The sequence below is a fragment of the Streptomyces sp. NPDC092045 genome, assembly GCF_044756005.1.
Taxonomy (GTDB): domain Bacteria; phylum Actinomycetota; class Actinomycetes; order Streptomycetales; family Streptomycetaceae; genus Streptomyces.
This window is the reverse complement of the sequence record NZ_JBIVSC010000001.1, coordinates 337,897-357,538: the sequence shown is the minus strand read 5'-3', so window position 1 is coordinate 357,538 and position 19,642 is coordinate 337,897. Positions and strand designations below refer to the sequence as shown.

Annotated in this window: 17 protein-coding genes; 5 read left to right on the top strand and 12 right to left on the bottom strand. The window is 73.6% G+C overall.

The genetic code is table 11. The features are described 5' to 3' along the window. Positions 1-211: 211 nt before the first annotated feature. The 8 genes from ACIQKA_RS01705 to ACIQKA_RS01670 all read right to left on the bottom strand — a co-directional run bounded on the left by ACIQKA_RS01705 (position 212) and on the right by ACIQKA_RS01670 (position 7,750). A complete protein-coding gene (locus ACIQKA_RS01705; protein ID WP_376234918.1) occupies positions 212-1,099 on the bottom strand; it encodes a DUF5936 domain-containing protein in 888 nt (295 codons plus the stop codon). A gap of 11 nt (positions 1,100-1,110) precedes the next feature. Next, complete coding sequence (locus ACIQKA_RS01700) at positions 1,111-2,055, bottom strand: type II secretion system F family protein (RefSeq protein ID WP_383432346.1); 945 nt, start codon at positions 2,053-2,055, stop codon at positions 1,111-1,113. Positions 2,056-2,170: 115 nt separating this feature from the next. Beyond that, positions 2,171-3,514 carry a CpaF family protein gene (locus tag ACIQKA_RS01695; RefSeq protein ID WP_402539637.1) on the bottom strand — a complete coding sequence of 448 codons (1,344 nt, stop codon included), beginning with the start codon at positions 3,512-3,514 and terminating at the stop codon, positions 2,171-2,173. Then, the gene (locus ACIQKA_RS01690) at positions 3,511-4,086 is read right to left on the bottom strand and encodes a TadE/TadG family type IV pilus assembly protein (protein ID WP_402539636.1); all 576 of its coding nucleotides are present in this window, start codon (positions 4,084-4,086) and stop codon (positions 3,511-3,513) included. The genes ACIQKA_RS01695 and ACIQKA_RS01690 overlap by 4 nt, the downstream gene beginning before the upstream one ends. Beyond that, positions 4,083-4,463, bottom strand: a complete 381-nt coding sequence (locus ACIQKA_RS01685) for a TadE/TadG family type IV pilus assembly protein (protein WP_383149919.1) — start codon at positions 4,461-4,463, stop codon at positions 4,083-4,085. Before ACIQKA_RS01685 ends, ACIQKA_RS01690 begins: the two co-directional genes overlap by 4 nt. A gap of 3 nt (positions 4,464-4,466) precedes the next feature. Then, on the bottom strand, positions 4,467-5,729 hold the full coding sequence (locus tag ACIQKA_RS01680) for a CpaE family protein (RefSeq protein WP_383149917.1): 1,263 nt from the start codon (positions 5,727-5,729) through the stop codon (positions 4,467-4,469). 7 nt (positions 5,730-5,736) lie between these two features. Then, entirely contained in the window at positions 5,737-6,444 is a 708-nt protein-coding gene (cpaB, locus tag ACIQKA_RS01675) for a Flp pilus assembly protein CpaB (RefSeq protein ID WP_383149915.1), read from the bottom strand. 112 nt (positions 6,445-6,556) lie between these two features. Continuing rightward, positions 6,557-7,750, bottom strand: coding sequence for a hypothetical protein (locus tag ACIQKA_RS01670; protein ID WP_402539635.1), 1,194 nt, complete (start codon positions 7,748-7,750; stop codon positions 6,557-6,559). Between the two features lie 508 nt (positions 7,751-8,258). Between ACIQKA_RS01670 and ACIQKA_RS01665 the strand changes: the two genes are divergently transcribed. Then, positions 8,259-9,971 (top strand): chitinase, encoded by a 1,713-nt coding sequence (locus ACIQKA_RS01665; protein WP_383432339.1) that lies wholly within the window; start codon positions 8,259-8,261, stop codon positions 9,969-9,971. Positions 9,972-10,062: 91 nt separating this feature from the next. Here the strand turns inward: ACIQKA_RS01665 and ACIQKA_RS01660 are convergent, their stop codons facing one another. Continuing rightward, positions 10,063-11,352, bottom strand: a complete 1,290-nt coding sequence (locus tag ACIQKA_RS01660) for a serine/threonine-protein kinase (RefSeq protein ID WP_402539633.1) — start codon at positions 11,350-11,352, stop codon at positions 10,063-10,065. A 149-nt stretch (positions 11,353-11,501) separates the two neighbouring features. Between ACIQKA_RS01660 and ACIQKA_RS01655 the strand changes: the two genes are divergently transcribed. Beyond that, positions 11,502-12,866: a M14 family metallopeptidase gene (locus ACIQKA_RS01655; RefSeq protein ID WP_402539632.1), complete on the top strand. Its 1,365-nt coding sequence runs from the start codon at positions 11,502-11,504 to the stop codon at positions 12,864-12,866. A 189-nt stretch (positions 12,867-13,055) separates the two neighbouring features. Further along, complete coding sequence (locus ACIQKA_RS01650) at positions 13,056-13,916, top strand: hypothetical protein (RefSeq protein ID WP_383149907.1); 861 nt, start codon at positions 13,056-13,058, stop codon at positions 13,914-13,916. A gap of 91 nt (positions 13,917-14,007) precedes the next feature. Here ACIQKA_RS01650 and ACIQKA_RS01645 read toward each other — a convergent pair whose 3' ends face one another. From ACIQKA_RS01645 to ACIQKA_RS01635, 3 genes are read right to left on the bottom strand one after another with little or no spacing between them, the layout of a single operon-like run. Further along, the gene (locus tag ACIQKA_RS01645) at positions 14,008-14,430 is read right to left on the bottom strand and encodes a RidA family protein (RefSeq protein WP_383149905.1); all 423 of its coding nucleotides are present in this window, start codon (positions 14,428-14,430) and stop codon (positions 14,008-14,010) included. After that, positions 14,427-15,188 (bottom strand): IclR family transcriptional regulator, encoded by a 762-nt coding sequence (locus tag ACIQKA_RS01640; protein WP_062752475.1) that lies wholly within the window; start codon positions 15,186-15,188, stop codon positions 14,427-14,429. Before ACIQKA_RS01640 ends, ACIQKA_RS01645 begins: the two co-directional genes overlap by 4 nt. Continuing rightward, positions 15,185-16,255 carry a sugar kinase gene (locus ACIQKA_RS01635; protein WP_383432389.1) on the bottom strand — a complete coding sequence of 357 codons (1,071 nt, stop codon included), beginning with the start codon at positions 16,253-16,255 and terminating at the stop codon, positions 15,185-15,187. The genes ACIQKA_RS01640 and ACIQKA_RS01635 overlap by 4 nt, the downstream gene beginning before the upstream one ends. A 437-nt stretch (positions 16,256-16,692) precedes the next feature. Between ACIQKA_RS01635 and ACIQKA_RS01630 the strand changes: the two genes are divergently transcribed. Together ACIQKA_RS01630 and ACIQKA_RS01625 are read left to right on the top strand one after the other, a co-directional pair. Continuing rightward, complete coding sequence (locus tag ACIQKA_RS01630; RefSeq protein ID WP_402539630.1) at positions 16,693-18,012, top strand: alanine racemase; 1,320 nt, start codon at positions 16,693-16,695, stop codon at positions 18,010-18,012. Between the two features lie 19 nt (positions 18,013-18,031). After that, positions 18,032-19,636 carry an amidohydrolase family protein gene (locus tag ACIQKA_RS01625; RefSeq protein WP_391093363.1) on the top strand — a complete coding sequence of 535 codons (1,605 nt, stop codon included), beginning with the start codon at positions 18,032-18,034 and terminating at the stop codon, positions 19,634-19,636. Positions 19,637-19,642 lie beyond the last annotated feature (6 nt).

The window sequence follows — 19,642 nt, the reverse complement described above, 5'->3', positions numbered from 1 at the left end:
AGTTCGGCGAAGATTCGGTTGAATCGGTCGAGGTGATTCTTGACCGGTTTCCCCCCGACGAAGCATGCCGCCGCGATACGGCAGCCGTCGAGGCCCGTGTCCTTCGGGTCCATCGTCCTCCGCCTCCCCTCACTCCCAGTCCGCACTGTGACACATTCCGTTGCATCCGCGAAGTCTTTTGGGGGAACAGATCTTCGGATCCGTCCCGCGCTCACTCGCCCGTCACCGAGCCGAAGTCCGTTCCCGTGCCCAGGAACAGGCCCGCGCCGAGGAGGATCATCGTCGCCGGGACCATCAGGGTCGTGATCACCATCGTCGCTTTCGGGACCGCCTTCGCCGCCTTGCGGCGGGCGTTCTGGGCGTCGGTGCGGCGCATGTCGTTGGCGATCTGGATGAGCGTGTCGACGATCGGGGCGCCCAGCTCCTCGCCCTGCTGGAGCGCCGTCACGAACTGCGCCACCTGTTCCGAGTCGTTGCGGCGGCGCAGTTCGTCGAAGGCCTGCCGGCGGCTGACGCCCATGTCCATCTGGCGCAGGGTGATGCGCAGTTCGTCCGACCACGGGCCCTCGTACTTCTCCGCGACCCGTTCGAGCGCCTGGCGGAAGCCGAGGCCCGCCGAGACGACGACGGCGAGGACGTCCAGGAAGTCCGGCAGCGTGCGTTCGATCTGGTCCTTGCGGATGCGGACCGCCGACCAGATCCCCACCTCCGTCCAGAACGCCCCGAAGGCCAGCAGGAGCAGCGCCGTGAGGTACGAGCCCTTCGACAGCATCAGGAGGGCGCCCAGGGCCCCCAGGAAGCCGTACACCGCCCGGCGGGCGCCGTACCGGTCGATCGTCAGGCCGCCCGGGTTCCCCGCCAGGTCGATGCGGCGGCGCACCGCGTTGACCCGCTTCGGGCCCATCAGCCGCAGCACCGCCGGCGACCAGCGCATGCCCAGGCGGTCCACCGCCGAGTCGACCGCGCCGGTACGGGTCGCACCGACCTCCAGGGCCAGCCGGAGGTCGTCGGGGAGCTTGGCGTCGGCCCGGTAGAGGCGGACGCCGTAGCAGGCGCCGGCGACCGCCAGGCCGGCCAGGAGGGCGAGGAGGAGTTCCACGGCGGCCGTCCCTACACGTCGATCTTCGAGAAGCGGCGGATGATGACGAAGCCGACCGCGTACAGGGCGAACGCGGCGATCACCGCGAACTGCCCGAGGCCCGAATCCGTCATCCGGTCGAGGGCCCCCGGCTGCATATTGTCGATGAGGAGCAGCGAGCCGACGCCGATGACCGGGACCGAGTACGCCGTCATGCTCACCTGCGAGAGCTGGGTGCGGACCTCGCGCCGGGTCTCCTTGCGCTCCTCCAGCGTCTCGGTGAGGTTCCGCAGGGAGGAGACGACGGTGCCGCCGGCCCGGTTGGCGAGGACCAGCGTGGTGACGAGCACGACGAGCTCCCGCGAGGGGAGGCGTTCGGCGAGCTCGCCGAGCGCGTCGTCGAGGGAGGTGCCGACGGACAGCTGCTGCGCCACCTTCTCCAGTTCGTCGCCGGCCGGGGCCTCCAGCTCGTCGGCAGCCAGGCTGAGCGCCATCCGGAGGGCCAGTCCGGCCTGGGTGGCGTTGGCCAGGATGCGGGAGAGCTCGGGGAGCTGGTTGATGAACTTCTCGATGCGCTTCTGCCGCTGCCAGTTGAGGTGGCCGAGGGCCACCCAGATGCCGAGGAAGCCGCAGATCGGTCCGAAGAAGGGGGACAGGAGCGCCTGGCCCGCGGCCCAGAGCACCGCCACGGTCGCCGTGAGGGCGACGGTGAACTCGCCGGGCGTGATGTCCATGCCGGTGGCCGCGATCCGCCGCTCCAGCCTCCGGCCGAGGGCCGTCCCGCGCACCCTCCGGTCGATGCCCCTGAAGTGGCGCCTGCGGCGGCCGGCCGTCTCGGGCCCGGCCGTCTCGTCGAGGCGGGCGACGAGCGCCGCGTGCCGGCGGGCCCCGCTCGCGTACAGCTGGACGCCGGTCACGCCCAGGACGCAGCAGAGGAGCGCGACGCCGATCGTCAGCCAGAAGGGGTCGGTCATCATTCCGCCTCCCGGACGGACACGTGCCTGTCGTACCTGTCGCGCCCGCTGTACCTGTCGTGCCCGCCGTACCCGTCGTGCCCGCCGTACCCGTCGTGCCGGTCGTGCCCGTCGGTCGTCATTCCGCCTCCCGGACGGCCAGGTGCGCATCGGTCGCGGCCACGCCGAAGGCCTGCGGGAGGGGCTGCCCCGCCAGGTAGAGGCGTTCGGCGACCCGGCGCGGCAGCGGGTGGTACGTGAACCGCCCGTACACCCGGCCGTCGACGGCGAGCGGCTGGGCGTGGAAGCGGCAGACCGTGGCGAGCAGGAAGCGTTCGCGGCCGTGCGAGGCGAGGACGGCGATCTCGGTGATCCGGCGGGTGCCGTCCGGGTGCCGGGTGAGCTGCACGAGGACGTCGACCGCGCTGTTGATCTGGTCGCGCAGGGCCTCGAACGGCACCTTCACCTCCGACATGGAGGCCAGGGTCTGGAGCCGCATCAGGGCGTCCTCGGCGGAGTTGGCGTGCACGGTGGCGAGGGAGCCGTCGTGGCCGGTGGACATGGCCTGGAGCATGTCGAGCGTCTCGCCGCCGCGGACCTCTCCCACGATGATGCGGTCGGGGCGCATGCGCAGCGAGTTGCGGACGAGGTCGCGGATGGAGATGGCCCCGCGGCCCTCGATGTTGGGCGGCCGGGCCTCCAGGCGGATGACGTGGGACTGCTGGAGCTGGAGCTCGGCCGAGTCCTCGATGGTGATGATCCGCTCGCCGTCCGGGACGAGCCCGGAGAGGGCGTTGAGGAGGGTGGTCTTCCCGGTGCCGGTGGCGCCGGAGACGATCAGGTTGAACTTGGCCTGCACGAGCCCGGAGAGCAGGAGCAGCATCTGCTCGTCGAGGGAGCCGAGGCCGATCATCTCGTGGAGGGTGTACGCGCGCGGGAAGCGGCGGATGGTGAGGGTCGCGCCGGTGAGGGAGAGCGGCGGGATGATGACGTTGACGCGCTCGCCGGAGGGCAGGCGGGCGTCGACCATCGGGTTCGACTCGTCCACGCGGCGGTTGACGGTCGAGACGATCCGCTCGATGGTCTGCATGAGCTGGTCGTGGGAGGCGAAGCGGAGCGGCAGGAGTTCGACGCGGCCGCCCCGCTCGATGAAGATCTGGTCGGGGCCGTTGACCATGATCTCGGTGATGGAGGCGTCTTCGAGGAGCGGTTCGAGGACGCCGAGGCCGAGGGCCTCGTCGACGACCCGGCGGATCAGACGGGCGCGTTCGGCGGTGGAGAGGACCGGGCCCTCGCGGCTGATGATGTGCCCGAGGACGCGCTCCAGGCGGGCGCGCCGCTCGGCGGCGGCGAGCGCGGACATCTCCGTGAGGTCGATCTCCTCCAGGAGCTTGGCGCGGAAGGCGGCGACGAGGTGTCCGTCCTCGCGGGCGGCCGCCGCGCCGCTCTCCTCGGGGGCGTTGATCCGGGAGCGCAGGCTCACGGCAGGTCCTCCTCGTCGGGCATCGGCATGGTGGCGGTCTTCCTCACGGAGCCGAGCCCCTCCCAGAAGGGGACGACGGAGGGGATCTCGACGGTGACGGTGTAGGTGGCCTCCCCGCCCGCCCCGCCCCGGGAGACGGAGGAGCGGGTCGCGACCCAGCCGCTCACGGCGGCGTCGGCGGCGGCTTCCGGGCTCGGCGCCTCCTCGTCGTCGCTGCTCGCCGCCCGGGCCGCCGCCCGCGCCGCCGTGCCCGCCTGCTGGGCGGCGTACGCGGCGATGCCGAGCTGGAGCCCCGCGAGCCCGACGAGGAGCAGGATCGGGAGGAACCCGAGGTACTCGATGGCGGCCTGGCCGCGGTCGCGGACCTGTCCGGACCGTGGTTGCCCGCCCGTGTCGCGAGCCCGTACGGGCCCTGGTCGCCCGCCCGTGTCGCGAACCCGTACGGACCGTGGTCGCCCGCCCGTGTCGCGAACCCGTACGGACCGTGGTCGCCCGCCCGTGTCGCGGGCCCGCCCGGGCCGTGGTTGCCCGCCCGTGTCGCGAGCCCCTACCGACCGCTGCTGTTCGTTCACGGCGTGGCCCCCTCCCAGATCGCGCCCGCCCTGCCCTCCACCGTGAACAGCCCTCCCACGCCCGGGACCAGGACGGGAACCTCGATCCTGACCACCACGGTCACCATGCCGCCGGAGGGGGAGCCGCAGTTCGGGCTCGCGCCGGCCGCCCACGCCCCGTCCAGGTGCCGCATCACGGCCCCCTCGCAGTCGCCGCCCACGGCGGCCGCCCGCGCCCCCTCGTCCGCCGCGTTCCCCGCCAGGCTGTACGTGTACCCCACCAGGACGACCTGCCAGAGCAGGGCGAGGGTGAGCAGGATCAGCGGGACCATGCCGAGGAACTCGACCGCCACCTGCCCCCTGTCCCCGTACCCGTCTCCGTCCCGGTGGCCGCGCATCGGTCAGCGGCCCCCGGTGCGGCGGCGCAGGCCGAGGGAGCCGCGGTCGCCGCCGGAGCGGGCGAGCTGCTTGCCGGGCTGTCCGGCGGCCTGCGCCGCCCGGACGAGGCCCAGTTCGCCCGCGAGGGACCAGAGCGCCTGCTTGACCGTCGACCTGGCGTCGAGCTCGTGGAGGCGGCCGGCGTCGACGACGGCCTGGAGCTCCTTGAAGTGCGCGGGGACGGAGACGCCGGCGACGCGGGTCCCGGTGATCTTCTGGACGAGCGGCGGCTGGATCTCGCTGGAGCGGTGCTGCCGGTTGACGAGGGTGATCGTCTCCTCGGCCTTGCGGACCTGGAGCCGTTCCCACATGCGTACGGTGCGCTTGGCGGCCCGGACCGCGACCACGTCGGGGGTGGTGACGAGGAGCGCGGTGTCGGCCATCTCGATCACGGCGGCGTTGGCGCCGTCGAGCCGGGAGCCGCAGTCGACGACGACCACCTCGTGGCGGCCGCGCAGGGCGCTGACGGCCTGGCGGGCGGCGCGGTCGGTGACCTCCTCGCCGCGCTCGCCCTCGGCCGGGGAGAGGAGCAGGGAGAGGCCGGTCTCGTGGACGTAGACGGCGTCCTGGAGGACGCGGGGCGAGATGTCGGTGATGGCGGCGAGGTCGGCGACGGAGCGCCGGAACTGGACGTCGAGGTACGAGGCGATGTCGCCGCTCTGGAGGTCCAGGTCGACGAGGGCGACGCTCCGGCCCGAGGCGCGGGCGGCGAGGGCGAGGTGGACGGCGGCGACGGTGGTGCCGACGCCGCCCTTGGCGCCGCTGACGGTGACGACGGTGCCGCCGGGTCCGGTGACCTGGTCGGGCCCGGTGCCGAGGTGGCGGCGGACCCCGGCGGACCACTGGGCGGCGGCCTGGACGCGGCTGGCCAGCTCCTCGTACCCCAGGGGCAGGGTGACGAGGCCGCGGGCGCCGGAGTCCATGGCGGCGGAGAACAGCACGGGGCTGGCGTCGGCGGTGATGAGGACGACGCCGACGGCGGGGAAGCGGAGGGCGACCTCGCGGACCAGGTCGAGCGCGGGGACGGGCCCGATCCGCTCGTGGACGAGGACGACCTCGGGGAGCTCGTCGAGGGAGGCGGCGGCGAGGCGGGCGAGGGTGTCGACGAGCTGGGTGGAGTCGGCGACCGGCGGGGCGGGTTCGGCGTCGGGCAGCTGGCTGAGCAGCGTGGTGACGGACCGGGCCGCGTCGGGGTCGCCGACGGCCGGCAGGATCCTCGTGGTCATACCGGCCTCACTTGTCCTTGTCGAGCGTGTAGGTGCGGTCGCGCTGGTCGACGGGGGCGCCGCCCGTGGAGGGGGCGACGAGGGCGAGGCGTACGTGCTCGGCGAAGGACTCGGCGTACGCGACGCGCTGGGTGTCGAGGGTGGAGAGCGCGAAGGTGATGGGGACGGTGGAGGTGGCCCGGTCGGCGCGGTCGGAGCGTTCGGAGGCCGGGGTGAGCCTGCCGACGTCGAGGACGCGGGCGCCGGAGACGATCATCCGGGACTGGTCGGGGTCGCCCTTCTTCTCGCCGGCGAAGGTGGCGTAGATGTTGACGGTGGCACCGGCCGTGATCTTGCCCGCGACGCCGGTGCCGGCGTCGATCATGATGGCGATCTCCTGCTGGCCCGGCTGGAGCGCGGGCCGGTCGACGATCATGTCCTCCTGGAGGAGGGAGCCGGCCTTGAGGGTGGTGACGGCGATCTTGCCCCTGATCGCGGCGAGGTCGGTGACGGCGGTCTCGGAGAGCCAGCGCTTCGGCATGGTGATCTTCTCGAACTGGCCGGTGCTCAGCGCCTCGTAGGGCTTCACGTTCTCCTTGATCCGGTACGCGGTGGTCTCCGGGCCGACCTTGGAGTTCACGTCGCTGATGACGGCGAGCACGCCGGCGAAGGCGCCGAGGGCGCACAGGACGGAGAGCAGCAGCAGGATCACGCCGCGGCGCTGGCGGGAGTTCATGGCCGTACTACCTCGATCGGAGACGTGGGTCCGGACGGACGGAGACGGTGGGCTGGCGGGTGCGGGCGCGCGGGGACGGTCCGGTGTACGGGGGCGGGGGCCGGGGCGCGGTTCATGGCAGGGCGCGGGGGGTCTGCGCGCCGGGTTCGAGGGCCCGGGTGGGGTGCGGGACGGCGGGCCTCGGGGCGTGGGGGTCGGGGGCGTCCGCGGGGCCGAGGGCGCGCCGCGGGTCGGCGGCGTGGGGACCGAGGGCGTGGGGATCGGCGCCTCGTGCGCCGGCGTGCGGATCGGTGGCGTGCGGAGCGACCGTGTACGAATCGGCCATGTACGGATCGACCGTGTGCGGATCGGTGGCGTACGGATCGGTGGCGTACGGATCGGCGCCCTGTCCGGCCGTGTACGCGCCCGCGTGCGCGCCGCCGCCCCCCGCCCCTCCGTACGCCCCGGCCTGTCGCGGTCCCGCCCCCGGCTCCGGCACCGTCAGGGGGGCCGCGCAGAAGCCGCAGCGGTCGCCGATCAGGTCCATGCCGCACCAGTGGCAGGTCTCGCGCCGTACGGAGGCGACGAGCTGGTGGAGGACGGACGGGTCGGGGAGGTACGCGGCGAACTCGACGAGCTTGCCGGTTCCCCACCAACCGGGCGAGGAGGCGGGCAGCGGGGTCTCCTGGACGGGCCCGGGGATCCGCCAGCGGGGCACGAGGGCGGTGGCGGGCCAGTCGGTCTGGAGCTGGCCACGGGCGAGGAGCAGTTCGGTGGCGAACTCGGGGCCCGCGAGGGGCTCCTCCGCCTTGCCCCCGCCGCCGACGCGCACCATCTGCGGGGTGGGCCCGGCGAGGACGGCGAAGTGGGCGCCGGGCAGCCAGCTCTTGAGGTGGGAGCCGAGGCCGACGGGGACGCGGTCGAGCCGGGAGACGGAGCCGAGGACGGCGCCCGCGTAGATGTAATGGGCGAGCAGCCGGGCGGCGGAGGCGAGGACTCCGGGGCTGAGGTCGAAGGCGGCCAACTGGCAGAGCTGGCGGACGAGCACGGCCGCGCCGAGCGGCGGCAGGTCGGTCCTGACCAGGGCGATCCGGTCGCTCTCCAGGAGGGAGCGGACGGCGTGGAGGCGGTGCTCGACGGCGGCCGGGACGGAGGTGGGGCAGACGGCGACCACGTGTCCGTACCGGGCGAGGAGCTGTTGCAGGTCCGCGACCGAGGCGTCCAGCGGGCGCCCTTCGGGGGGCGGGAGCACGGCGGCGCGGGGGGTCCCCGGGTCGGTCGGCGGCAGCACCAGGTCGGCGCTGGTGACCGCGATCGCTGTCGGCACGTCGGACCCCCCGTCCCCTCCGGCCCCCGGAGTCACGGGGGTCACGGTTCACTTACCGCGTTCACGACGTCACACCGGGGTGTGGCCGTCTCTGCACCTTATCCGCGTGCCCCGGGGTGGTGAACACACAATCCGCCAAGCTCCCTCCATTTATTCGGCTCCGGGCCCCGGGTCCGGAGGCGGGCCCGGCCCCGGACCCGGAAACGGCCCCGGAAACAGGCCCGGAACCGGCCCCGATCCCGCCCCGGAAGGCGTTCCGGAAGACGTCCCGGAAGGCGTTCCGGAAGCCGGGTCCGCGGCCCTTTCCGGCCCCCTTTCCCCGCCCCTCCCGAACACCGTTTGCTGCCAGAGGTCTTGACAACGCGATTGGTCTGGACCAGCTTGTTCGCACAACGGTGGCCACCGTCCCGACCCGTACCCCTCGTACCGCCTCGTACCCCCGTACGAACCCCCTCCGTACGACGACGTACGGCACCTCCACATCCCCAACTCCCCACGGAGGATGCACGTGGACCGCACCACCACCCGCCCGCGCGGCCGCAGATGGCTCGGCGGAGCCCTCGCGATCGCCGTCGGCTCCGGGCTCGTCCTCGTCGGCGGAGCCGGCACCGCCCAGGCGGCGGACGTCAACGTCGCCAAGAACGCGGGCTTCGAGAACGGGCTCGCCAACTGGGCCTGTTCCACCGGGAGCGGCGCCGCCGTCTCCTCGCCGGTCCGCACCGGCACCGGCGCCCTCCGGGCCGCCCCGGCCGGTCTCGACAACGCCAAGTGCGTGCAGACCGTGACCGTGAAGCCCAACTCGACGTACACGCTGAGCGCCTGGGTCCAGGGCGGCTACGCCTACCTCGGCGCGAGCGGCACCGGGACCGGCACCGGCTCGGTCTCCACCTGGACGCCGGACTCCCCGTCCTGGAAGCAGCTCACCACCACCTTCACCACGGGCGCCTCCACCACCTCGGTCGAGATCTACACCCACGGCTGGTACGGCACCTCCCCCTACGTCGTCGACGACGTGAGCGTCTTCGGGCCCGACGGGGGCGGCGTCCCGGACCCCGACCCGGTCGTCCCGACCACCCCGGCCGGCCTCGCGGCGGGCACCGTCACCTCCTCCTCCGTGAGCCTGAGCTGGGGCGCCGTCTCCGGCGCGACGGCCTACAAGGTGTACCGGGACGGCGCCGCCCCGCAGACCGTGAGCGGCACCTCCGCCACGGTCACCGGGCTCACCGCCGACACCGCGTACCAGTTCCAGGTCTCCGCGACGAACTCCGCGGGCGAGTCCGCGAAGTCCACCGCCGTGACGGCGCGCACCGCCAAAAACCAGACCGGCCCCGGCCCGGCCGTGCCCAAGCACGCCGTGACCGGCTACTGGCAGAACTTCGACAACGGCGCGGCCAAGCAGAAGCTGCGGGACGTGCAGGCGGCGTACGACATCATCGCCGTCTCCTTCGCCGACTCGACGACCACGCCGGGCCAGATCACCTTCAACCTCGACCCGGCCGTCGGCTACTCCTCGGTCGCCGAGTTCAAGTCCGACGTGGCGGCCAAGAAGGCGGCCGGCAAGTCCGTGATCATCTCCGTCGGCGGCGAGAAGGGCAACGTCACGATCAACAGTGACGCGAGCGCCACCGCCTTCGCCGACAGCACGTACGCCCTGATGCAGGAGTACGGCTTCAACGGCGTCGACATCGACCTCGAACACGGCATCAACTCCACGTACCTCACCAAGGCGCTGCGCCAGCTCTCCGCGAAGGCGGGTTCGGGCCTGGTCCTGACGATGGCCCCGCAGACCATCGACATGCAGTCCACGGGCACGGAGTACTTCAAGACCGCGCTCGCCGTGAAGGACATCCTCACGGTGATCAACACCCAGTACTACAACAGCGGTTCGATGCTGGGCTGCGACGGCAAGGTCTACAGCCAGGGCTCGGTGGACTTCCTCACCGCGCTCGCCTGCATCCAGATCCAGGGCGGTCTCGACCCGTCCCAGGTCGGCCTGGGCGTCCCCGCCTCCACCCGGGGCGCGGGCAGCGGCTACGTCTCCCCGCAGATCGTGAACAACGCGCTCGACTGCCTGACGAAGCTCACCAACTGCGGCACCTTCAAGCCGGCCCAGGCCTGGCCGTCCCTGCGCGGCGCCATGACCTGGTCCACCAACTGGGACGCGACGGCCGGCAACGCCTGGTCGAACGCGGTCGGCCCGCACGTGCACGGCCTTCCGTAACCGGCAGTCCCCTCCCGTACGCGTACGGGCTCCGCAGCGCCGCCGCTCCCCCGGCGGCGCTGCGTCGTTCCCGGGGCCGTTCCGGGGCCCGTCAGCGGCGGGGCAGGAATCCGGCCAGGACCGGGTCGAGGCGGGCCACCCACTCGTCGACCCGGGCGGCGCGGCGGCCGTCGAGCTCGCACGTGTACGCGCCGCCCCCGTAGAGCGAGACCACGACGTTCAGGCCCCGGCCGCGGCGGGTCCGCAGCAGGTCCACGCCCGAGATCTCCGCCCAGTCGAAGTCGACCTCCTCGCCGTAGAGCTGGAGGTGCACGCCGGAGCCGTCGACGACGATCCCGGAGACCCGGTCGGCGACCACGAACTCCCGTACGTAACCGGGCGGTACGACTCCGGGCGGCGCGGTGGGCGGCGGCGGCACGGCGAAGGCTCCCGGTGGCCCGAAGCCGGGACCCGGCGGCGTCGCGTACCCCCGCGCGTGTCCCGGGGGGCCGTGGGCGGGCGCCGTCGGGAGGCCGGAGGGAGGCGCGGGGGGCGTCGGGGAGCCGTGGGGGTGGGCCGGCACGGGCACGACCGCCGTGGCGGGCGGGCGCTCCCCCTCCCCCGGGGCCCCCTCCCCCAGCGCGTCCAGGATCTCGTCCGGCGTGGGGCGTTCGGCCGGGTCCTTGGCGAGGCAGCGGGCCACCAGGCCGCGCAGCGACTCCGGGAGGGAGTCCAGGTCGGGGGCCTCGTGGACCGAGCGGTACATGAGGCCCATCGGTGTGCCCTCGCCGAAGGGGCGGCCGCCCGCGGCGGCGACGAGGACGGCGCCGAGGGCGAAGACGTCGGCGGCGCCCGTCACCTCCTCGCCGAGGGCCTGCTCGGGGGCGAGGTAGCCGGGGGTGCCGAAGGCGGAGCCGGTGGCGGTGAGGCGGGTCGACTCCAGGGCGCGGGCGATCCCGAAGTCGAGGACGCGCGGCCCGTCGGGGGCCATGACGATGTTGCCGGGCTTGAGGTCGCGGTGGACGAGCCCGCAGGCGTGGATGGCCTCCAGGGCCTCCGCGAGCGCGGCGCCGAGCGCGCGCAGCCGCGGCTCGTCCATGGGGCCCTCGGCGGTGACGAGTCCGGCGAGGGTGGGGCCGGGGACGTAGACGGTGGCGAGCCAGGGCGCCTCGGCGTCGGGGTCGGCGTCGACGACCTGCGCGGTGTGGAAGCCGCCGACCCGGCGGGCCGCGGCGACCTCGGCGCGGAAGCGCGCGCGGAAGGAGGGGTCGGAGGCGAGTTCCGGCCGCGCCACTTTGACGGCGACGGCGCGTCCGCCGCGCGATCGGGCAAGGTAGACGGTGCCCATGCCGCCTTCGCCCAGCTTGTGCTCGATGACGTATCTGCCGATGAGGGTCCCCACGCGGGACAGTATGGCCGAAGTCCATATCTTGACCGGTCCATGACATGACCTCACCATGTCCGGAACACCCCGCACGACCCCGCACCACCGCGTCACCCGTTCCGCTTTGTCGTTGTCGCACCCCCCACCCTCCCCACCCAGGAGACAGCATGCGACGTTCCCTCCGCGCCAGGAGGCCCGCCAGGAGGTCCGCCACCCTCGCGGCCCTCGTGGCACTCGCCCTCGTGGCGCCCCTCTCCGCGCTCGCGACACCCGCCGGGGCCGACCCGGCGCCGACCGCCGCCCGTTCCTCCGCGGACCGGGAGGTGGTCCGGCAGTACGAGGTCGCCGGCCCCGCCACCTCGGCCGCCCGCACCGCGCTCGCCGCCACCGGGGTCTCGATCGACGAGGTCGACGCCCGCGCGGTCGTGGTCAGCGCGAACGCCGAACAGCTCGGGCGCCTCAGGGCCCTGGGCCACGAGCCGGTGGCCCTGCCCGGCCCGCCGGACCGGGGCGAGGCCGCCCGGACGGCCCTGGGGCCGCTGGACTTCCCGTCGGCGGACTCCCGCTACCACAACTACGCCGAGGCGAACGCGGAGATCAACCAGCGGCTCGCCCAGTACCCCTCGATCATGAGCAGGCGGGTGATCGGGAAGTCGTACGAGGGCCGGGACATCGTCGCGATCAAGATCAGCGACAACGTGGCCGTCGACGAGAACGAGCCCGAGGTCCTCTTCACCCACCACCAGCACGCCCGCGAGCACCTCACCGTCGAGATGGCGCTCTACCTGCTGCGCGAACTCGGCGCGGGCTACGGCACGGACAGCAGGATCACCAACGCGGTGAACGGGCGCGAGATCTGGATCGTGCCGGACCTCAACCCGGACGGCGGCGAGTACGACATCGCGTCCGGCTCCTACCGGAGCTGGCGCAAGAACCGGCAGCCCAACTCCGGCTCCTCGTACGTCGGCACGGACACGAACCGGAACTGGAACTACAAGTGGGGCTGCTGCGGCGGCTCCTCCGGCACCAAGAGCTCCGAGACCTACCGGGGCGCGGCCCCCGAGTCCGCCCCCGAGGTGAAGGTCGTCGCCGACTTCGTCCGCTCCCGGGTGGTCGGCGGGAAGCAGCAGATCAAGGCGTCGATCGACTTCCACACGTACAGCGAACTGGTCCTCTGGCCGTTCGGCTGGACCACCGCCGACACCGCCCCGGGCATGACCCAGGACGACCGGAACGCCTTCGCGGCGGTGGGCGGGAAGATGGCCGCGAGCAACGGCTACACGCCCGAGCAGTCCAGCGACCTGTACGTCACGGACGGCTCGATCGACGACTACCTGTGGGGCACGCAGAAGATCTTCGCGTACACCTTCGAGATGTACCCGACCTCCTCCTGGAACGGCGGCTTCTACCCGCCCGACGAGGTCATCGAACGCGAAACCGCCCGCAACCGGGACGCGGTGCTCCAACTCCTGGAGAACGCGGACTGCATGTACCGCTCGATCGGCAAGCAGGGGCAGTACTGCGCGAGCTGAACCGGTGGACGCACAGGGGCCGGCGGAGGGCATCCTCCGCCGGCCCCGCCGACCGCTCCCGGCCGATGCGACCTGCCGTGAAGGGGCGTAAGCCCCTGGACCCACCCACCCATCGGGCACGTCAACTCCCTTTTCCGGCATATCGATTGTTCACCGCACAGGAGTGCCGGAAGACTGTAGGTTCCTGCCATGCCCAAGAGCAGAGCGAGTGAGAACCCGGAGTCGCGCTTCTCCGCCGTACTGGCGAGCGTGGCGAACCTTCCGGGCGTACGCATCGACAGGGAGGCGTACCTCCGAAGCGCGCTGGCCCGCTACTGCTCCGAGGACGAGATCCGCATGGCGATCGAGGACTCCCCCGCTGCGGCGGGAATCCCCCTCGCCGTCCTGGACAAGGCGGCCGACGCCTCCATCACCTACGAGACCGGCAAAGCCGGGGCCCTCTCCGCGGCCGCCGGAATGCCCGGCGTCTTCGCCCTCCCCGTCACCGTCCCCACCGACATGGCCCAGTACATGAGCCACATGCTGCGCATCGCGCAGAAGCTGGCCTACCTGTACAGCTGGCCCGATCTGCTCACCACCGACACCGACGATCTGGACGACGCCACCAAGGGGGTCCTCACCCTCTTCGTCGGCGTGATGTTCGGCACCCAGTCGGCGAACAGCGCCGTGGGACAGGTCTCGAACATGATGGCGAAGCAGGTCGCCAGGAAACTGCCCCAGAAGGCACTCACCCAAGGCGTCGTGTACCCGATCGTGAAGAGGGTCGCGGCCTATCTCGGTGTCGAGATGACGAAGCAGACCTTCGCGAAGACCGTCTCCAAGGCCATCCCCGTCGTCGGAGCCGTCGTCTCCGGCGGGCTCACTCTCGCGACCTCCCGCCCCATGGCGAAAAGGCTGAAGAAGCACCTCTCCGGCCTGGAGCTGGCGAACCCGGCGCGGCGCGCCGCGGGCGAGGACGCGGTGAGCGAGGAGGACCTCGTGGACGGGAGCGTCGCGGACGGGGACACCCGCGGCCCGACCGCGGGGCGCACCGAGCCCTCTCCGGCCTGACGCCCACCGGACGGCGGAAGGAGACGGGCCGGGGCGCCGAGTCGGGGGCGACACTTCCGCTCCCCGACGATCCGGGCCCCGGCCCGCTTCCTCAGCCCAGCACCGCCAGCGCGTCGATCTCGATGAGGAGGCCGGGCGGGAGGCCGACGTAGACGGTGGTGCGGGCGGAGGCGGGGGCCTTGAGGCCCTGCTCCTCGAAGTACTGGTCGTAGATCTCGTTCATCTCGGCGAAGTGGTCGACGTCCGTCAGGTAGACGCGGGTCATCATCACGTCGTCCCAGGTCGCGCCGCCCTCCTCCAGGATCGCCTTGACGTTGGCGAAGGTCTGGAGGGTCTGCTCGCGCAGGGTCGGGCCCGCGACCTCCGGGGCCCGGCCCTCGACCGCGGGCAGGAAGCCGACCTGGCCCGCCACCTGGAGGATGTTGCCCTTCTTCACGCCGTGCGAGAACTTCGCGGGCGGGGTGGTGTGGGTCGCCGGGGTCAGGGCGGTCTTCTCGGTCGGCTGCTCGCTCATGCGGTGTCCTTGGTCGGTGCTGTGCCGGAGTACTCCCGGCTGATGGCGTCCGCGGTGCGGCGCACCTGCGGGAGGAGGGTGAGGAGTTCCTCGGCCGTGACGACCACGTTGGGCGCCGAGACCGACATGGCGGCGACGACCCGCCCGTCGGCGCCCCGGACGGGGGCCCCGACGCAGTTGATGGACTCCTCGTGGCCGCCGAGGTCGGTGGCCCACCCCTGCTCGCGCACGGTCGCCAGCTCCTTGAGGAAGGCGGCGGCGTTCGGCGTCGAACGGGGCGTGTACGGGGGGTAGTCGAGCTTCGCGGCGACCGCGCGCCGCTCGGCCTCGGGCAGGTCGGCGAGGAGCAGCTTGGCCACGGCGGCGACCGTGATCGCGACGGGCCTGCCGATCCGCGAGTACATGCGGACCGGGTAGCGGCTCTCGACCTTGTCGATGTAGAGGACCTCCCCCTCCTCGTACACCGCGAGGTGGACCGTGTGCCCGATCCGCTCGTTGAGCGCGGTGAGGTAGGGGTGGGCGATCTCGCGGATGTCGAGGTTCTCGACGGCCTCCTGCGCGAGCGCGAAGAGCCGGGCGCCCAGGCGGTAGCGCTGGTCCTGCTGGCGGTGGACGAGGCCGTGCTCGTGGAGGGTGCGCAGCAGCCGCAGGGCCGTGGACTTGTGGACGCCGAGGCTCTCGGCGACCTGCCCGAGGTCGGCGGGGCCCCGCGCGAGCAGCGGCAGGATGCTGAGCGCCCGGTCGACGGTCTGGCTCATGGCGTGCGTACCTCCTGGTCGTCCCCCGCGCGGCCGGGGCCTTCCGGGGCCTCGCCCGCCCGCCCGGGGTCCTTCTCCTCGGCCTCCGTCCAGCCGGGGCCGAGGTGAAGTGTCCCCCAGGCCGCGTCGTCGAGCGCGGCCAGGCGGTCGACCCGGTCGCGGCGGGGCGGCACGGCCAGGTCGCCGGGGACCGTGAGGGCGGCGGCGGCCATCAGGTGCCCGTGCCGGAGCCGGGTGCGCAGGTCGAGGCCCCGGAGGGTCGCGGAGAGGAAGCCGGCGGCGAAGGCGTCCCCGGCGCCGATCGGGGAGACGACGTCGACGCGGGGGGCGGGGACGGGGACCGGGGCCGCGGCTCCCCCGCGGCCACCGGCACCGCTCCGGTCCGCGCCCCCGCGCTCGACGGCCACGGCTCCCGTGCCGCCCAGCTTGACGACGACCGTCCCCGGTTCGGGCAGGGCCTCGAAGACCGCCCGCGCGTCCTCCAGCCCCCACAGCCGCTCCGCCTCGTCCGCGCCGACGAAGACGACGTCGGCGCGGCGGGCCAGGTCGAGGAGCACGCCGGGGGCGTCGCCGTCGCGCCACAGGGCCGGCCGGTGGTTGACGTCGAAGGAGACCAGCGGCCGGCCGGGGCGCGGGGCGGTGAGCTCCCGCACCAGGGCCAGGCAGTCGCCGGAGAGGGCGGCGGTGATGCCGGTGAGGTGCAGGATCCGGGCGCCGGCGACGCTCTCGTACGGGACGGTGGCCGGCGACATGGCCGAGGCGGCGGAGCCGGCCCGGTAGTAGACGACCTCGTGGGCGTCGGTGGCCCGGTCCTCGTCCGTGCGGAAGTAGATCCCGGTCGGCCGGCGCGGGTCGCGGCCGACGGCGGTGACGTCGACGCCGTGGCCGCCGATGGCGTCGACCAGGTGGTCCCCGAAGCCGTCGCCGCCGACGCGGCCGACCCACTTGGCGCGGTGTCCGGCGGCGGCCAGCGCGCAGGCGACGTTGGACTCGGCGCCGCCGATCGCGCGGGTGAAGGAGGGGACGTCCGCGAGGCGGCCCGGCCGGGAGGGGAGGAAGGTGACCATGGACTCGCCGAGACAGACGACGTCCACGGGACGGGCGGAGTCCGGGGCGGAATCCGGGGCCGTGCCCGGGGCGGAGTCCGGGGCCGCGTCCGAAAGCGCCTCGGGGACCGTACCGGGAATCGCCTCCCGGCCCGCGTCCGGAGCCGCGTCCGGGGCGGAATCCGGCGCGGGCTCCGGGGCCGCGTCCGGGGCGGAGTCCAGGGCGGGCTCCGGGGCGGAATCCGGGGCCGCGTCCGAAAGCGTCTCGGGGACCGTGCCGGGAATCGCCTCCCGGACCGCGTCCGGGGTCGCGTCCGGGCGCGCGTGTCCGCTCACTCTCGTGCTCCCTGCGACTCCCACGGGTCCATTGACCCGGCCTTGGCCCGGATGTTAGACAGCCGTGAGCAAGATGCGCAATGACTGTTGCGCATCATGCAACGCCTACGAGGAGGAGCACCATGCCCGACCCGGTGAACGAGACGCCCGCGCGGGACGCGCGGAAGGGCCACGAGGTCCCCGACCTCGCCGCCGAACGCGTCGACCACCGCTTCAAGGCCCTCCCCCCGGACGCCGAGGGCCTCACCGTCGGCGAGCTCTCCGCCCAGCGCCGCGACCTCTTCACCGGCGGCTACACCACCCCCGTCCTCGCCCTCTCCGCCGAGGCCGTCGCGCACAACCTGCGGCTCCTGGAGACCTACGCCGAGCGCCACGGCCTCGCCTTCGCCCCGCACGGCAAGACCTCCATGGCCCCGCAGCTCTTCGACCGGCAGCTGGCGCACGGCGCCTGGGGCATCACCGCCGCCGTGCCCCACCAGGCCCGCGTCTACCGCGCCCACGGCATCGCCCGGATCTTCCTCGCCAACGAGGTGGTCGACCCCGCCGCCCTGCGCTGGCTCGCCGCCGAGCTCGACGCCGACCCGGACTTCCGCCTCGTCTGCTACGTCGACTCCGTGCGCGGCGTCGAGCTGATGGACGGGGCCCTGCGCGCCGCCGGGGCGGTCCGGCCGGTGGACGTCGTCGTGGAGCTGGGCGCGGGCGAGGGGGCCCGCACCGGCGTCCGCACCGAGGCCGGGTGCGCCGCCGTCGCGGACGCGGTCGCCGCCACCGCCACCCTGCGGCTCGTCGGCGTCGCCGGGTACGAGGGCGAGGTCCCGGGGGCCGACCCCGAGCGGGTCCGCGCCTGGCTGCTGCGGCTCACCGGCCTCGCCGCCGCCTTCGACGCGGAGGGCCGCTTCGACGCCGGGATCGGCGAGATCGTGGTGAGCGCGGGCGGCAGCGCCTGGTTCGACGCGGTCGCGGAGGTCTTCGCGGAGATCCCCGCGCTCTCCCTCCCGGTCCTGAAGCTGCTGCGCTCCGGCGCGTACGTCTCGCACGACGACGGCCGCTACCGGGACGTCACCCCCTTCAACCGGGTCCCCGAGGAGGGCGCGCTCCGCCCGGCCTTCCGGCTCTGGTCGCAGGTCGTCTCCCGGCCCACCGACGGGCAGGCCTTCACCAACGCGGGCAAGCGGGACGCCGCCCACGACCTGGACCTCCCGGAGGCGCAGGTGGTCCGCGACGCCCGCACGGGTGAGATCCGGACCGCCGAGGGCATCACCGTGACGGGCCTCTCGGACCAGCACGCCTGGCTGCGCACGGAGCCGGGGGCGGACCTGGAGGTCGGGGACTGGGTGGGGATGGGCCTGTCCCACCCGTGCACGTCGTTCGACAAGTGGCAGCTCGTCCCGCTCGTCGAGGCCGACGGCACGGTGGTCGACCACATCCGCACCTTCTTCTAGCAGACGAGGAGTCGGGACAGTGCTGGAACTCGTCATCCGCGACGCCGAGGTCGTCGACGGCGGCGGCGGCCCCTCCTACCGGGCCGACGTCGGCGTCGAGGGCGGCCGGATCACCACGATCGTCCAGGAGGCCGCGGCGGCCGGCTGCCAGCGGCCCACCGGCCGCCGGATCCTGGACGCCGAGGGCCTGGTCCTCTCCCCCGGCTTCGTCGACATGCACGCCCACAGCGACCTGGCGCTGCTCCGCGACCCGGACCACTCCGCGAAGGCCGCGCAGGGCGTGACCCTGGAGGTGCTGGGCCAGGACGGACTGTCGTACGCGCCGGTGGACGACCGCACGCTCGCGGAGGTGCGGCGGGCGATCACCGGCTGGAACGGCGACGGCTCCGACCTCGACCTGGACTGGCGCACGGTCGGCGAGTACCTCGACCGGCTCGACGGCGCGCACGGCGGCCGGGGCGTCGCCGTCAACGCCGCCTACCTCGTCCCGCAGGGGACGGTCCGGGCCCTGGCCGTCGGCTGGGAGGACCGTCCGGCGACGGAGGCCGAGCTGAACCGGATGCGGCGGCTCGTCGCCGAGGGCCTGGAGCAGGGCGCGGTCGGCATGTCCTCCGGCCTGACCTACACCCCCGGGATGTACGCGCCGGACGCCGAGCTGACCGCGCTGTGCCGGGTCGTCGCGGAGTACGGCGGCTACTACTGCCCGCACCACCGCTCGTACGGGGCCGGGGCGCTCGACGCGTACGCGGAGATGGTCGCCCTGACCCGCGGGGCCGGGTGCGCCCTGCACCTGGCCCACGCCACCATGAACTTCGGCGTGAACGAGGGCCGGGCCCCCGAGCTGCTCGCCCTCCTGGACGCGGCCCTGGACGCCGGCGCGGACATCAGCCTCGACACCTACCCGTACACCCCCGGCTGCACGACCCTGGTGGCCCTGCTGCCGAGCTGGGCGAGCGAGGGCGGCCCGGAGGCGGTGCTCGCGCGGCTCCGGGACGACGCGACGGCCGAGCGGATCCGGCACCACCTGGAGGAGACCGGCTCGGACGGCTGCCACGGCGTCCCCGTCGACTGGGACACGATCGAGGTCTCGGGGGTGACCGGGCCGGCGCTCGCGGGGTTCGTCGGCCGCCGCGTCGACGGCTGGGCCACGGCCCGCCGGCTCCTCATGGAGGACCGGCTCGGCACCACGGTCCTCCAGCACGTCGGCCACGAGGAGAACGTCCGGACGATCATGCGCCACCGGGTGCACACCGGCGGCTCGGACGGCATCCTCCAGGGCCTCAAGCCGCACCCGCGCGCGTACGGCACGTTCCCCGAGTACCTGGGGCGGTACGTGCGCGAGCTCGGCGTCCTCTCGCTGGAGGAGTGCGTCGCCCATCTGACCTCCCGCCCGGCCGCCCGCCTCCGCCTCCCCGACCGGGGCCTGGTCCGCGAGGGGTACGTGGCCGACCTGGTCCTCTTCGACCCGGCGACGGTCGCCTCCGGCGCGACGTACGAGAACCCCAGGACCCTCCCGACGGGCATCCCGCACGTCCTGGTCGGGGGGAGGTTCGTGATCGAGGACGGCAGGCGGACGGACGTGCTGGCGGGGCGCGCGATCAGGCGGACGCCGGTCGCCCGGTAGAACCGG